General features: G+C 64.3%; 15 protein-coding genes and 2 pseudogenes. 7 read left to right on the top strand and 10 right to left on the bottom strand.

What is annotated here, in order from left to right:
- Positions 1-24: 24 nt before the first annotated feature.
- Together GNX96_RS55250 and GNX96_RS55245 are read left to right on the top strand one after the other, a co-directional pair.
- Entirely contained in the window at positions 25-687 is a 663-nt protein-coding gene (locus GNX96_RS55250) for a cytochrome P450 family protein (protein WP_279581505.1), read from the top strand.
- A complete protein-coding gene (locus GNX96_RS55245; protein ID WP_279581531.1) occupies positions 614-1,219 on the top strand; it encodes a cytochrome P450 in 606 nt (201 codons plus the stop codon). The genes GNX96_RS55250 and GNX96_RS55245 overlap by 74 nt, the downstream gene beginning before the upstream one ends.
- Here GNX96_RS55245 and GNX96_RS25955 read toward each other — a convergent pair.
- Together GNX96_RS25955 and GNX96_RS25945 are read right to left on the bottom strand one after the other, a co-directional pair.
- Positions 1,209-2,003: a DUF222 domain-containing protein gene (locus tag GNX96_RS25955; RefSeq protein ID WP_390624156.1), complete on the bottom strand. Its 795-nt coding sequence runs from the start codon at positions 2,001-2,003 to the stop codon at positions 1,209-1,211. The two genes, GNX96_RS55245 and GNX96_RS25955, sit on opposite strands and share 11 nt — an antisense overlap.
- Before the next feature lie 261 nt (positions 2,004-2,264).
- Complete coding sequence (locus GNX96_RS25945) at positions 2,265-2,468, bottom strand: hypothetical protein (RefSeq protein WP_163570095.1); 204 nt, start codon at positions 2,466-2,468, stop codon at positions 2,265-2,267.
- 700 nt (positions 2,469-3,168) lie between these two features.
- Here GNX96_RS25945 and GNX96_RS25940 point away from each other — a divergent pair.
- Both GNX96_RS25940 and GNX96_RS25935 read left to right on the top strand, forming a co-directional pair.
- Positions 3,169-3,696 carry a TetR-like C-terminal domain-containing protein gene (locus GNX96_RS25940; RefSeq protein WP_279581504.1) on the top strand — a complete coding sequence of 176 codons (528 nt, stop codon included), beginning with the start codon at positions 3,169-3,171 and terminating at the stop codon, positions 3,694-3,696.
- Positions 3,693-4,571 carry a patatin-like phospholipase family protein gene (locus tag GNX96_RS25935; RefSeq protein WP_279581503.1) on the top strand — a complete coding sequence of 293 codons (879 nt, stop codon included), beginning with the start codon at positions 3,693-3,695 and terminating at the stop codon, positions 4,569-4,571. The genes GNX96_RS25940 and GNX96_RS25935 overlap by 4 nt, the downstream gene beginning before the upstream one ends.
- A 54-nt stretch (positions 4,572-4,625) precedes the next feature.
- Here GNX96_RS25935 and GNX96_RS55240 read toward each other — a convergent pair whose 3' ends face one another.
- The gene (locus GNX96_RS55240) at positions 4,626-4,793 is read right to left on the bottom strand and encodes a hypothetical protein (RefSeq protein ID WP_279581502.1); all 168 of its coding nucleotides are present in this window, start codon (positions 4,791-4,793) and stop codon (positions 4,626-4,628) included.
- A gap of 79 nt (positions 4,794-4,872) precedes the next feature.
- Here GNX96_RS55240 and GNX96_RS25930 point away from each other — a divergent pair, with 79 nt between their 5' ends.
- Positions 4,873-5,223 (top strand): hypothetical protein, encoded by a 351-nt coding sequence (locus GNX96_RS25930; protein ID WP_163570094.1) that lies wholly within the window; start codon positions 4,873-4,875, stop codon positions 5,221-5,223.
- A gap of 190 nt (positions 5,224-5,413) precedes the next feature.
- On the opposite strand, the gene GNX96_RS25925 is transcribed toward GNX96_RS25930, so the two are convergent.
- The 3 genes from GNX96_RS25925 to GNX96_RS55235 all read right to left on the bottom strand — a co-directional run bounded on the left by GNX96_RS25925 (position 5,414) and on the right by GNX96_RS55235 (position 6,211).
- Positions 5,414-5,614, bottom strand: coding sequence for a hypothetical protein (locus GNX96_RS25925; RefSeq protein WP_163570093.1), 201 nt, complete (start codon positions 5,612-5,614; stop codon positions 5,414-5,416).
- Complete coding sequence (locus GNX96_RS25920) at positions 5,611-5,994, bottom strand: hypothetical protein (RefSeq protein ID WP_163570092.1); 384 nt, start codon at positions 5,992-5,994, stop codon at positions 5,611-5,613. The genes GNX96_RS25925 and GNX96_RS25920 overlap by 4 nt, the downstream gene beginning before the upstream one ends.
- Before the next feature lie 61 nt (positions 5,995-6,055).
- Complete coding sequence (locus GNX96_RS55235) at positions 6,056-6,211, bottom strand: hypothetical protein (RefSeq protein ID WP_279581501.1); 156 nt, start codon at positions 6,209-6,211, stop codon at positions 6,056-6,058.
- A gap of 199 nt (positions 6,212-6,410) precedes the next feature.
- On the opposite strand from GNX96_RS55235, the gene GNX96_RS25915 reads away from it, so the two are divergent.
- Complete coding sequence (locus tag GNX96_RS25915; protein WP_163570091.1) at positions 6,411-6,689, top strand: hypothetical protein; 279 nt, start codon at positions 6,411-6,413, stop codon at positions 6,687-6,689.
- Positions 6,690-6,761: 72 nt separating this feature from the next.
- Here GNX96_RS25915 and GNX96_RS25910 read toward each other — a convergent pair whose 3' ends face one another.
- Both GNX96_RS25910 and GNX96_RS25905 read right to left on the bottom strand, forming a co-directional pair.
- Positions 6,762-8,303 (bottom strand): trypsin-like serine protease, encoded by a 1,542-nt coding sequence (locus GNX96_RS25910; RefSeq protein WP_163570090.1) that lies wholly within the window; start codon positions 8,301-8,303, stop codon positions 6,762-6,764.
- Positions 8,304-8,349: 46 nt separating this feature from the next.
- A complete protein-coding gene (locus GNX96_RS25905) occupies positions 8,350-8,937 on the bottom strand; it encodes a TetR/AcrR family transcriptional regulator (protein WP_163570089.1) in 588 nt (195 codons plus the stop codon).
- 50 nt (positions 8,938-8,987) lie between these two features.
- Between GNX96_RS25905 and GNX96_RS25900 the strand changes: the two genes are divergently transcribed.
- Positions 8,988-9,527 carry a GNAT family N-acetyltransferase gene (locus GNX96_RS25900; RefSeq protein ID WP_163570088.1) on the top strand — a complete coding sequence of 180 codons (540 nt, stop codon included), beginning with the start codon at positions 8,988-8,990 and terminating at the stop codon, positions 9,525-9,527.
- A gap of 34 nt (positions 9,528-9,561) precedes the next feature.
- Here the strand turns inward: GNX96_RS25900 and GNX96_RS25895 are convergent.
- Together GNX96_RS25895 and mftD are read right to left on the bottom strand one after the other, a co-directional pair.
- Positions 9,562-11,854, bottom strand: a pseudogene (locus GNX96_RS25895) (ATP-dependent Clp protease ATP-binding subunit).
- Between the two features lie 145 nt (positions 11,855-11,999).
- Positions 12,000-13,164: pseudogene (gene mftD, locus GNX96_RS25890) on the bottom strand (pre-mycofactocin synthase MftD); the annotation flags it as partial.
- Between the last annotated feature and the right edge of the window lie 23 nt (positions 13,165-13,187).

The raw sequence follows: 13,187 nt of genomic DNA, 5'->3' as shown, positions 1-13,187 counted from the left end.
CTGCGAACAAAGGACTGGCACATCGTGAGCTCAGCAGTAAACTCGTCCACCTTGCCGGCATATCCGTGGCAGCGTCAGGGTTTCGACCCGCCGATGGAGTTCCAGTCCTTCGCGCCAGTCAACCCCGTCCGGCTGCCCAGCGGCGACACCGGATGGGCGGTCACCGGCCACCGGCAGGCCCGCGCACTGCTCGCCGACCCGCGACTGAGCGCGGACCGACTGAAGGCCCAGGTTCCAGCTGGGCGGATGAACGACCCGGACGCGACCGTCCCGCCGGGCATGTTCATTCTTCAGGACCCGCCGGAGCACACACATTACCGTAGGATGCTCACCGGTCAGTTCACCGTACGACGTATGCAAAAACTCGAACCGCGAGTGGAGCAGATCGTCGCCGAGCAACTGGACGCCCTCGCGGCCGCTGGCTCACCGGCCGACCTGGTCACCCATTTCGCGCTTCCGGTGCCGTCGCTGGTTATCTGCGAACTGCTCGGTGTTCACTACGAAGACCGACCGCGAACATTTCCAGCAGCTCACCAAAACCATGCTCGCCATCGACACCACGAAAGAAGCGGGCCAGAGTGCTTCCGCGGAAATCCAAGCATTTCTCGCTGGTTTGGTAGCGCAGAAGCGGACACGACCCGACGACGCGATCATTTCCGGCCTGATCCAGGACACCGACCTCACTGACGAGGAGCTGACCAATATCTCGGTGCTTCTCCTGATCGCCGGACACGAGACCACCGCCAACATGCTCTCGCTCGGTACCTTCGCCCTGCTGCAGAATCCGGAGCAGTTGCGTTTGCTGCGAGAAAAACCCGAGTTGATGCCCGGCGCGGTGGAAGAACTTCTGCGCTATCTCAGCATTGTCGGGAGCCTCGGCCTCTCGCGCCTCGCGATCGGGGACATCACCATCGGCGAGGTGACGATCCGCGCAGGCCAGACCGTACTCATTTCACTGCCAGCGGCGAACCGCGATCCCGCGCTGACCGAGAATCCCAACGATCTCGATGTCAGCCGGCCGCGAGCGAGCCACGTCGCCTTCGGCCACGGCATCCACCAGTGCCTCGGCCAGCAACTCGCTCGTACCGAGATGAAAATCGGCTACCACCACCTGCTGCGGCGCTTCCCGGATCTCGCGCTCGCATGCGAGCCGCACGAGGTGCCGCTGCGCTCGGACATGCGGATCTATGGAGCACATGCCCTTCCGGTCAAGTGGTGAATACTTGACCGCAGGTGAACCCGGGATCACCGGACCCCTTCCTACTGTTTAGAACGGTGGTGGTGGGTATTCGTCGTTGGGGGTGACGTCGTAGGTGCGTCCGGGGGGGCTGGTCCAGAGGAATCGTCCTGGTGTGGGTTGGGTGACGGTCCAGCCGTGTTCTTTGATGTCGTTGTGGAGTTTGCAGGCTGGTCCGGTGCTGTCGTACGCGGTTTTCCCTTCCGGGTCGCGGAAGGGGGTGGTGTGTGTCGAACTCGCAGGTCGCCGCCGGCCTGTTGCAGGCGGGTCCGCAGCATCGTTGGTCGCGTGCGTTCACCAGGTCCCGTAGTGCTTTGGTGGGGCGGTAGCGCGTACGGCCGTGGTCGATGACCACTCCGCTGACGGGGTCGGTGAGGATTCGGTACCACTCACTGGTTTCATCTCCAGCAAGTTCGCGTGCGTGTTGCGCGGTCATCGGGCCGTATCCGCTCAATATGGCGGGGTTGTCGTCCAGGCCCATGAGGGTGGTGGCGTCGACGCGGAGTTCGATTTTGGTGCGTACGTTGCTGGGGATGCCGAGGCACAGATCGGTCAACGCGTCCGCTCGCAAAGCGTCCATCGTCCGAGCCTCGTCTTTCGTTTTGAGGCTGCGGGCGATGGTGTCGATGCGACGGTAGATCGCTTCCGCTGATTCGGCGGGCAGGAACGCGCCCAGCAGCGCAATCCCGTCTTCGCAGGGTTGCTTTTCTACTCGCCTCTCGGAGACCAGTTTCTTGCGGCGGGCTTCGGCGGCGGCTGGGTCGATTTTGATGACTCCCGCCGGGCCCTGTCCCGGATCGATCGAGGCGTCTTGGAATCGGCGCCGGGTAGGACCTTTTCTTCGACTTTGCGGGCGTCTTCGGGTGAGAGGTGACCAACTTGGTCAGCGAAGGTGAATGCCTTGCGCAAGTCGAGGTGACCGTGAGACATCCCGGCCATGGTGCCGGGGAGTTCGTGGACGAGTTGGTACGCCAAATTCAGTCGTTTCTGGGCGGCGGACAGACTCCAGGTTAGTGATGCGGCGATTTCACCCGGCCGCGTATTTGGAGAAGGGTGCACCTACGGCTGGTCGGGCGTTGGTGAAGCGGTCCATGAACCGCATCTGCATCGCCTGCGTATACGAGATCACCTTGTCCAGCGTCTCGACCGCGGCCAGCGCGGTGTCAGCGTCGGCTCGGCCGTACCGGTCGAGTTCTTCCAGCATCTGCAGGGGAACCCAGCTGGGTGGCATGGTGCGCCACGGCTGTTTGTTGGGGTCGGTGAATTCGGGTCGCGCGTCGTTTTCTGCTCATGACCCGATTTTACTGGCTGCCACCGACAGTCGGGCTGCCAGTTTTCGTTTCTGTGGATAAGAAACGGACCGCGTAAATGCCCCTGTGGAGAACTTCCATTTCAGAGCGCGCGCGCTGGCCCGATACTCAACTGCTTGTTTTCTACGAAGCGGTAATGAAGCCCCATTCGTTCCCACGTGGTGCCACTGTGAAAATCAGACCTGATCCAGGACCTCGTCGGGCGACGTACACCACCGCACCGGTCTTCTTCGCAGCCGCGACAGAGGCGGAATATTCGTCGCTCTTCCAGCTCTGCCCGCCACAAACTGTCGCCCCGGCAACAGGCCCATGTTGCGCAGCAACCGTCCGACTACCACTTGACCAGCCGTATCACCAGCCCATCGGCCACGTCCGGGGAAAGTCCACTACAACACCCCCGGCTTTAGTAGTGCTGAAGCGGGATGCACGGCTCGCCCCCAGCGTTCTGTATCACTGTTCCGTAACATCCGTTCGACTGCTATGGTCGGGTGGTGCCTCGAGTCAAGCAACGCACTGACGCCCTCCGCGAGCGGGGGGTGGCCAGCGCCTTGGCGTTGCTCGCCGAGGAGGGCGTGACAGGGCTGACCACCCCGGACCGTCGCCCGCCGCGCGAATGCATCCGTGCCGGCGATCTACGAGGTCTTCGGCGACAAGGCGGGACTGATCCGGGAAGTCTTCTTCCAGGGATTCCGGATGCTCGGCGACAGCCTGTCCGCGACTCCCCCGACCGCGGATCCGCTGGAGGCGCTCCGGCACCTCGCCGAGGCCTTCCGGCGGTTCGTGGTCACCAACCCGGTGTTGTCACAGATCATGTTTTCCCGGCCATTCGCCGATTTCGATCCGACCGCGGACGATGACAATGCCGGCGTCAAAGTGCGGAAGGTCTTTCTCCGGCACATCCGGGGCGCGGTGGACGCGGGGTTATTCGTCGGCGACCCCACCGATATCGCTCACGTCTTCTTCTCCATTCATCGATGGCATGGCCGCCGCGGAAGCAGCTCATCGGCTTGGATCGTCAAAGCAATCCGTAGACCGTCGCTGGCGAGTCGGGCTCAACGCACTGATCACCGGTCTCTGTCAAGAGCCCGCCACACGTACCCTCGCTCGCCGGGTCTGACGATGAAAGTGCTACTCGAGGTGGAATGGTGACCGACACTGTGCTGCAGCTGTTGCGTGAGCGCAAACAGCAGGGAAGCGTGCCCGGACAACGCGGCGACAATGCGCGGCTGGTGCTCCTGATCGAAGGTGGGAGTTCGCGTGGCGCGTACTCGAGCGGCATGACGATTCCCATCGAACAACTCGGCCTGCTGCCGATGTTTGATGCCGTCTATGGCAGTTCCGCCGGAGCGTTGAACGCGGCTTGGTTAGTGTGCGGTCGCGCCGAAAGCACCCAGCACGCGTGGTGGGATCCGATTATCATGCGGACGACCATCAATCCACGGCGAGCCCTGCGTCGGCGGCCTGTCGTAGACACCGATTTCCTGGTCCACAAGGTGTATACCGAGATCATGCCGATGGGCTTCCAGGAAATTCTCGACAGCGCCGTGACATTCCACCCGATCGCCACCGACGCCCAGACCGGTGAGCCCGTCGATCTGTACGAGCAGATCCATGATCAGTCCAGCTTGCAAACCGCGCTTCGAGCATCGACCGCCATGCCACTTCTCACCGGCGGTCCTATTGAGATCGATGGGCGGTCCTATGTCGACGCCGGGCTGAGCGAAGCCGTTCCGGTGCGAACAGCACTCGCGCAGAACGCCACGCACATTGTCGCGCTCCGCACTCGGCGTACGGACGAGACCGCGTCGGCCCCCGCGCGCGCGCGAACGTCTGCTGATGTCGCGATGGTTCGCCCGCAACGCGCCAGGAGCCGGCGCGTCATGGCTGCGGCGGGAAGCCATCCGAGCCGAGGAAGAGCGCCTGCTGGCTTCACATCCCGCGGTCCTGCAGATCCGGCCGCCCATTGGCAGCGCGAAAATCGGCCGTACGGAACGGCGTGCGCACTTGCTTCGCGAGGCCGTTGACACCGGCCGCCGGGTCGCGTTGAACGAACTGGCGGGCTGCGTCGAACAGCACGTCTAGGCCGCCGCCCGGAAATTCCAGGAAAAGGCGGCATGGACGACGTAGTGGTGAGAATGCCGCTGGAAAAGGCGGGTGACCGCTGGCGTGCGGTGCGTCATCATCAGTGGCATGAATCGAGATGCGGCGCGGAAACAGGTGGCGAATGCGGCCGCCCTGTAGGGCATCGGCTATCTGGATGCCGCCGACGTCGTACGCGCCGCCTGCGACGCGTTGGTCGCCGGCCTGGACGGAACCGCCCTTTCGATGCTCGCGGCGGTGCCTTATCGCGATGCGGTTGTCGAGATGCCTTTGGTGCTGGAAGCGGCCATGGACGAGCTGGGCCTGTCGTATCACCTCGTCGACAGTGCGAACGCGATGGAGGCCGGACTCACCGCTCTGAGTGCGCGAATGCTGGCCGGACACCTGGCCCCTCGAGACCTCACCACCTGGGCGCACCAAAAGTTCAGTCACGACGGTCTTGCGCTGGCCAGGACGCTTGTCGAACTCGACGACATGTACGACTGCGCGGAATACCCGATAACTGCCCCAGACACTTCCGAGGTTGAGGCACAAATCCGGGCCGAGGCACGCCGGATCGTTGCCCTTAGCGAATAATGGGATAAGCCGGGCCAGCCGACTGAGCCAAAATCCCGTCAGCTCTCCGATGTCGCCTTGCGGCCGAAAATGGCCAACACTATGAGCAGCCAAGCCACTCCGGTCAGGATGTTGAGCGCGAAATCACCGCCACCATTCACCACCGAGCCGACGATCGAACCCCCGTGGTCTGTCGCGGTAAGCCAAGAGCTCAGCGCGACGACCGGCGGCCACAGCAGCGCGGAAAGCAGCGCCAGCACGAAAGCGACAACACCGATGACGGTCTTGCGGCGATCCGTAGCCCCGTGTTGGCGACGACGATCACGATCGCCGCCGGCAAGGCGATCAGTACGGGGATCTGAGTGGCCAGATAGCGCAACAGGGTGTCGAGGAAAATGCTGTCGCTCGTCATGCCGCATCCGCTCCCGATGACGTACCGATTCGCGGTTCGCTTGGACCTGGTCTGCTGACCACCGCGACAGCGGCCAGAATCCAGGCGACGGCGGCCAGCAGGCCGGCGATGACGTTCACCGCCACAAAGACGAGGTTGACCTGGTCGGCGGCGACGGTCGTGTCGTGCGCGAAAACGTTGAGGAAGCCGCCAAAGCTGCGCAGGCCCGTGGTGAGGATGAGAGCCACGAACACCAGGACGATGCCGACCATGACCAACGCCGCCGCCCTGGGATGGCGTCGCCTGCGCATCACCGCCAGTACGAAGCCGGCGACCAGCGCGGCGCCGAGCGGCAACTGCACCACCAGCGTGGCCAGCAGGGAGGCTACTGCTCCAGCCATCGATTCCCTTCCTCTTGCTCCTGGTTGGGTAGCTTAAAGGGTGAGGTCCAGCCGACTCTGTTCACACGGGGTGTCGTGCGACTATCTCCACGTAGCCCTTGTCGCCGTCTGCCCGGAGGGTGTAGCCGTCGCGGATCGGATCTGTCGCGCCGACCAGCCCGCCGCACTGTCCCGAGCCACAGCCGACGAACGTACGGCGAACAAATGCGCTGTCCATAACTGGCGAACAGCTGCGGCCCGGCCTGACGAATGTCACCCTCCCCTGACATTTGTCATGCATATATCAAAACATGGCCCATCATGATTTCACTGACGCGACATTTTTGGTTCACCACAACGAACCTGTCCGGTCCGTATAAAGAAACAGCGACACGCCACCGTCCTGTGGCCGTCGGTTCTCTTACTGGAGGTCGCTTGTGAACTGGAAGAAACTCGCCGCCGCCGCGGGCATCGCGGTCATAATGGCCACGTCCGCCACCGCACTGCCCACCGCGGCTGAGGCGGCTGCCGCGTCGACGCCGTCGGGCAAGGCGCAACCGTACGAATGGTTCCTTTACCAAAAGGGCTACTTGGCCTATTTTGCCTGCGAGAACGCGGGAGCCGCGCTCCAGCGGGCCGGCACATATCGGGACTACCAATGCTATTGGGAGCCGGGCAGCAGCACCTATGCCCTTTACGTGGAAACGTGGTCGTAAGGCGCATATCGCGGCACTGAAACGGCTCGGCGCTGGGACCAGCGCCGAGCCGCCTTACGTCTAACAGAGCGGTCAGGCCGCTGGGCGGGCGAGTACGCAACCCGGAGCGAAAAGGTCCAATGTGGACTGAGCGGTGAGGCAGGCCGGGATCGCATTGATCTGCTGGCCATAAGTGCGGCCTTGTACGGAAGTCACAGTCCCGTTCGCGGCCACCTCGCACGGGTTGCCGTCCGTGCACTGCGCACCGTCGCGGTTGCTGGTGTTGTGTACGCCAACGATGGTGTTGCCGTCCGAGGCGATCACCGCGGAACCGGAATATCCAGGGCCAAGATAGCAGTTGTCGGTGGCGGCCCAACGGAACGAATTGTCCTGCTGATAACCGGCTTCGCGCAGGTGCGAAATGACGGCCTGGACCGTACAAGGCTGACGATAAGCTCCGCTCAGCACGTCCACATGAGCGCCGGCGCCCACCGGTTTGGTGGTCACCTGGAAGACCTTCTCCCCCTGGGCGGCCAGCTGCGCGTACGTTTTGTCAAGCCGGTAAAGGGCGATATCGGTGCCAGTCATCGTCGCGTACACCAGCCGATTCGCGGTGGCCGTGACCTTGTCATACCCCTCGCTGTCCTGGATGGCGATCGGCCGGTTGGCCGGCTGATCCACCAACGCCGACCCAACCGCCGGGCGCGCCCCCTCCACGCAGTGGCCATTTGTCAGCAGCAGCGCTTTGGACCCGGGCCGCGCATCGGGCGTACGCACCACAGACGCCATGCAACGGTCGAGTTCGACGGTGCCGGCCAGCGACGGCACCGGCACCTCCCGCGGCACGGCGGTGCCGTCCACAATGCCGTTGATCCAGGCGGCGCGCTTGGTGACGTCCGTGTAGAGGACCGGCTGGTTCGCGTTGCCACCGCTGACAATGCCGGCCAACACCCAGCGACCCTTTTCCCGTACGAGCGCCGGCCCACCGGAGTCCATATTGGTCGCGGCGACGCTGCCGTCGAGGCTGCCGATGCACAGTTCCTGGCCAGCCAAACCGGTCGAACAGGCTGAGATCGGCTGGACAGCGGTGTCGGCTTCCCTCAGTTTGTCAGGGAAACAAGCGGGATTGTTCCGATCGTCGCAAGTCATTCCCCAACCGACAATGCGCGCCGGCGTGTGGTCCGGTGGGGTGGCGCTGGCGAGCCGAATCGGCACGGCACGTACCGGAGTCCGTAGGTGCAGCAACGAAAGATCTCTGCCGAAGAAGCCATCGGGCCGAGGAGTGGCGAGCCGATAGAACTTGTCGACATCGACAACTTGGCCGCCTGAGCTCGCGCTCAGCGACCCGATCCGGACCCGCCAGCCGCGCGGAGTGCCGACTGCGGCTTGGTTGGGCGGGGCCGCACAATGGCTCGCGCTGATCACCCACTGCGGCGCGAGCACGCTGACACCGCACACATGTTTGTCCGGACGGGGCGACTCGGGCCGCTCCAGCGAGCCCAGGAAGGCGTACGGCTTGGACGACTCGACCCCGCCGACAATGGCCTGCGCAGGGGAAGCGAACAGGCCGGTCGCGGCGAGGACGAGAAAGACAGCGAGAAGTGATGTGCCCCGATGGGGACGGTGAATTCGCATGCGGCTCACTGTGGTCGTGGCATGTCCACACCTTGCGATCGATGTGTCACAGCTTCGTGACAGTGTCCAAATAGTCGTCCAAAAGCTCGATCTGCCGGTTGGCCGGAAATGCTGCTGGATCAAAAAGGGCTTGTACGACCAAACCGAGGATGAATGCCTGGGCACCGGCCGCGATGCGGGCCGGATCCCCGGCCGGCAGTTCACCCAGCTTTTGGGCTGCGGCAACGAGGTCACGCAGCTTGTCGCGGCTTCGCGCGTACTTGCCGGCATAGTCGGCACTCAAGCTGGGCTCGGCGAGGGCGGTGTCCCACGACGACACCCAGATCCGGTTACTGGCGGCGTCCTCGCTGGTCAGCGGCAGAACATCGAACAGCACGGCGCGCAGGGCCGACAGGCCCTCGCCGGCCGCACGCCGCGGGCGACTGTCCGTACGCCGCTCCAGCAGGTCGAGCGCGTACCCGACAAGGTCCCGTTTGCTGGGGAAATAATGGGTGAGCAGACCGGTGGTCGCGCCGAGCTCGGCGGCGACCGCGCGCATGGTCAGACCGCCGAAGCCCTGCGCGGTCAACACCCGCCAGACCGCTTCCGAGACATCTCGGCGGCGGGCCTCGTGATCGCCCTTTGTTCGTGGCATGCTGCTACCGTACATAATCATAACGACTGTTGTGTGAATGTGGGGTCATCATGTTCTCCCTCCCGCTGCGGGACAATGCCGAGCTCCGACCGCTGGAGATCTGGCACGCCGAGGAGTTCGCCGCCAACCAGGACCGCGCTCGTGAGCACATCCGCCCCTGGGTGGGGCCGACCTTCGTGACCGAGGACGTAGACGGCGCGCGGGCCACCCTGCGCCGGTACGCCGAGCGCCAGGCCAACGACGGTGCGCGTCTTTTCGGGATCTGGCTCGACGGAACGCTGGTCGGCGGCGTGATGTTCGTGGATTTCGACGCGGCCTATGGAACCTGCGAAATTGGCTGTTGGCTGGAGCGTGCGGCCGAGGGGAACGGCCTGGTCACCGCCGCTTGCGGCGCCCTCCTGGACTGGGCGTTCAGCACCCGCGGGCTGCATCGCGCGGAGTGGCATTGCCGAGCCGACAACGACCGCAGCGCCGCGGTCGCGAAACGACTCGGGATGACTTTTGAGGGCGTACAACGCGAACTCTGGCCGTACCAGGGGGTCCGCTACGACAAGCAGATCTGGGCGATCCTCGCGCCCGAATGGAAATAGCGGAACGGGTGGCCGTGCGACCACCCGTTCGCCACTACACGTACTCGTCCACCTTGAACACCAGTTGTGCGGCCGAAATCCGGTCCAGGTCACCTTCGACGTCGATGGTGATCTGCTGACCGGACTGGATCTCGCCGAAGAGGATTTTCTCGCTCAGCGTGTCCTCGATCTCGCGCTGGATGGTCCGGCGCAACGGCCGGGCACCGAGCACCGGGTCGAATCCCTTCTTTGCCAGGAAAGTACGAGCGTTCTCGGTCAACGACAACGTCATGCCCTTTTCCTTGAGCTGACCGCAGACCCGGGCGACCATGATGTCCACGATTTGGACGATCTGCTCCTGCGTCAACTGATGGAACACCACGATGTCATCGATCCGGTTCAGGAACTCCGGCCGGAAGTGCTGCTTCAGCTCGTCCTGAACCTTCTGCTTCATCCGCTCGTAGTTGCTGGAATCGTCGTTGCCGCCTTGGAAACAAAACGAGACTGACGGCCTTGGAAACATCGCGCGTACCGAGATTTGTGGTCATGATCAGCACGGTGTTCTTGAAATCCACCACACGACCCTGGCCATCGGTCAACCGGCCGTCCTCCAACACCTGCAACAACGTGCTGAAAACGTCCGAATGAGCCTTCTCGATCTCGTCGAACAACACCACGCTGAAGGGTTTCCGGCGGACCTTTTCGGTCAGCTGGCCACCTTCGTCGTAGCCGACATACCCGGGAGGCGCGCCCACCAGCCGGGACACCGTCGACCGGTCATGGAATTCGGACATGTCCAGCTGAACAAGCGCGTTGTCGTCACCGAACAAGAACTCGGCGAGCGCCTTGGACAGCTCGCTCTTCCCGATCCCAGACGTACCAGCGAAAATGAACGAGCCGCCGGGCCGCTTCGGATCATTCAGGCCGGCCCGCGTACGACGAATCGCCTTGCTGACCGACCTGATCGCCTCCTGCTGGCCCACGACCCGCCGGTGCAGCTCGTCCTCCATCCGCAGCAGCCGGGACGTTTCGGCTTCAGTCAGCTTGAAAACCGGGATGCCCGTCCAGCCCGCCACCACCTCGGCAATAATGTCCTCGGTGACGATCTCGTCGAATTCCCGCAGCTCCGGCGGGGCCGTCATGCGACGCAGTCGCATCATCGCGCCGGCCTCGTCGATCAGGTCGATCGCCTTGTCCGGCAGGAAACGGTCCGCGATATACCGGTCCGCGAGGGTCGCCGCGGCAACCACCGCGGCGTCGGTGATGGTCACCTGGTGATGCTCCTCGTACCGGCCACGCAGGCCTTTGAGGATCTCCGCGGTTTGGTTTACCGACGGCTCGGCGACCTCGATCGGCTGGAACCGGCGCGCCAAAGCCGCGTCCTTTTCGAAGTATTTACGGTATTCGGTGACCGTGGTGGCGCCGATCGTCCGCAGCTCGCCGCGGGCCAGCATCGGCTTGAGAATGCTGGCAGCGTCGATCGCACCCTCGGCCGCACCGGCTCCGACCAGCGTGTGGATCTCGTCCACAAAAAGAATAATGTCGCCGCGAGTTCGGACTTCCTTGAGCACCTTGTTCAGGCGCTCCTCGAAATCACCGCGATAACGGGACCCGGCGACCAAAGAGCCCAAATCCAGCATATAGATTTGCTTGTCTTTCAAGAGCTCCGGCACGTCACCGTTGACGATGGCCTGCGCGAGACCCTCCACCACGGCGGTCTTGCCGACTCCTGGCTCGCCGATCAGCACCGGATTGTTCTTCGTACGGCGGGAAAGCACCCGCATCACCCGGTCGAGGACCTTTTCCCGGCCAATCACCGGATCCAGCTTGCCCTCCCGGGCCGCGTTCGTCAGATTGCGGCCGAACTGGTCCAGCACCAGCGAAGTGGCAGGGGCGGCCACCTCGGGTTTCGGGTCGCCGGCAAGCAAATGGGCGACCTCTCGGCGTACCGCGGCCGGCTCGACATCCAGCCGTACCAACACCCGGGTCGCGGTTGCCTCCGGGTTTCTGGTCAATCCGAGCAGCAAGTGCTCGGTGCCGATATGAGTATGGCCAAGCTGCAGCGCCTCCCGCAGGCTCAGCTCCAACACCTTTTTCGCCCTTGGGGTAAAGGGAATTTGCCCGTCCGGCACGTCCCGGCCGGTCGCGGCCAACTCCCGCACCTCTCGGCGTACGGACTCCAGCGTGACGCCCAGCGCCCGCAACACGGTGGCCCCGACGCCTTCTCCTTCCCGGATCAACCCGAGCAGAAAATGTTCTGTCCCGAGATGCCGGTCCCCGAGCATGTCCGCCTCTTCCCTGCCAAGGAGGACAACACGGCGCGCGCCATCGGTAAAACGTTCGAACATCATCACACACCTCCACGACGATCGGCGCCCTGTCCACACCCAGGCAAGCACATCGGCGTACGCCGGGGCAGCCGCGTTCGCTCCCAACGAAATACGCCAGCAGCGAAAGAGGACGTGGGGCGGTGCGGTCAGGCGCCGAGGCGGCGAGGAAGTTGGGCGGGACGACCACGTCGTCCGAGGTGAGGTCGTGGACGCTGGAGCGGCCGAGCCCGAGCAGCGCCGAGTCGATGCCGCCGCGCAGGATGTCGAGGACGTTTTCCACGCCGGCCTGGCCATTCGCGGCCAGGCCCCACAGGTACGCGCGGCCGATCAGCACCGCCCGCGCGCCCAGCGCGAGCGCCTTGACCACGTCGCTGCCACGCCGTACGCCGCCATCGAGCAGCACCTCGATCTGGTCGCCGACGGCTTCGGCGATCGACGGCAGGACGCGAATGGTCGCCGGGGTTCCGTCGAGGTTATTGCCGCCGTGGTTGGAAACCGAGATCGCGCTTACTCCGGCGTCGACGGCCCTGCCTGGCGTCGTCGATGCGGGTGATGCCTTTCAGCAGGAACGGCCCGTCCCATTGTTGGCGCAACCACCGCACATCCGCCCAGCTGGGCAGCGCGGTGTTCATCCATTCGCCGTACGCACCGAAAAATGTCGGTGCCGGCTGTCCCGGCACGCCCATGTTCGGCACGGTCAGGTCCGGCACTCGGCGGGTTTTCGCGTACGCGGCAAGCCAACGCGGATGGGTGATGGCCTCCGGTGCGTAGCGCAGCATCGTACGGAAGTCGACTTTCTCTGGAATAGCGGGACTTCCCCAGTCGCGCCCGTGGGAGAAGGACCAGTCCAGGGTCACGATCACGCCGGCCGCCCGCCGGCGGCGCGGGCCCGTTCCAGCCGCTGCAGCAGCTGGTCTTTGCTGCCAGACCAGTAAATCTGGAAGAAGGTCCGCGGATTGGCCGCGACCACCTCCTCGATGGGTTTGCTGGCGAAGGAACTCAGTCCCAGCGCGGTGCCGCGGGCGGCGGCGCGCGCGCGCGCGCGACGGCGACCTCACCGTCCGGATGCACGGCTTGTACGCCGGTTGGCGACAGGATCACCGGCAGCTCGATCCGCTGCCCCAACACCGTGGTCGACAGATCGCGCTGCGCGCCGGCAGACCTGCCACATGCGGCGCGAACCCCAGCTCACCGAAGGCGGCCAGGTTGTCGGTCAGGGTCGTCCCGCGCTCGGACCCGGCCACCAACGCCCCGTAAACCGACTTCGGCAGCCGTCGCCGGGCGCGTCGCCGCGCCTCCGCCACCGTCTCGAACCAGGCGTTGCTCATCAGCGAGAGTCCTCACGTCGGCT

This window comes from Fodinicola feengrottensis (assembly GCF_010993775.1).
GTDB classification, from domain to species: domain Bacteria; phylum Actinomycetota; class Actinomycetes; order Mycobacteriales; family HKI-0501; genus Fodinicola; species Fodinicola feengrottensis.
The sequence above is the reverse complement of the archived record's forward strand: the minus strand, read 5'-3'. Positions and strand labels throughout refer to the sequence as shown.

Bases quoted from the DNA above. Each gene is read 5' to 3' on its own strand.
- GNX96_RS25945 (WP_163570095.1), bottom strand. From the start codon at position 2,468: ATGCCACCCAGCTGGGTTCCCCTGCAGATGCTGGAAGAACTCGACCGG.
- GNX96_RS55240 (WP_279581502.1), bottom strand. From the start codon at position 4,793: ATGCCCTACAGGGCGGCCGCATTCGCCACCTGTTTCCGCGCCGCATCT.
- GNX96_RS25930 (WP_163570094.1), top strand. From the start codon at position 4,873: ATGCTCGCGGCGGTGCCTTATCGCGATGCGGTTGTCGAGATGCCTTTG.
- GNX96_RS25925 (WP_163570093.1), bottom strand. From the start codon at position 5,614: ATGACGAGCGACAGCATTTTCCTCGACACCCTGTTGCGCTATCTGGCC.
- GNX96_RS25920 (WP_163570092.1), bottom strand. From the start codon at position 5,994: ATGGCTGGAGCAGTAGCCTCCCTGCTGGCCACGCTGGTGGTGCAGTTG.
- GNX96_RS55235 (WP_279581501.1), bottom strand. From the start codon at position 6,211: ATGGACAGCGCATTTGTTCGCCGTACGTTCGTCGGCTGTGGCTCGGGA.
- GNX96_RS25910 (WP_163570090.1), bottom strand. From the start codon at position 8,303: ATGCGAATTCACCGTCCCCATCGGGGCACATCACTTCTCGCTGTCTTT.
- GNX96_RS25905 (WP_163570089.1), bottom strand. From the start codon at position 8,937: ATGCCACGAACAAAGGGCGATCACGAGGCCCGCCGCCGAGATGTCTCG.
- GNX96_RS25900 (WP_163570088.1), top strand. From the start codon at position 8,988: ATGTTCTCCCTCCCGCTGCGGGACAATGCCGAGCTCCGACCGCTGGAG.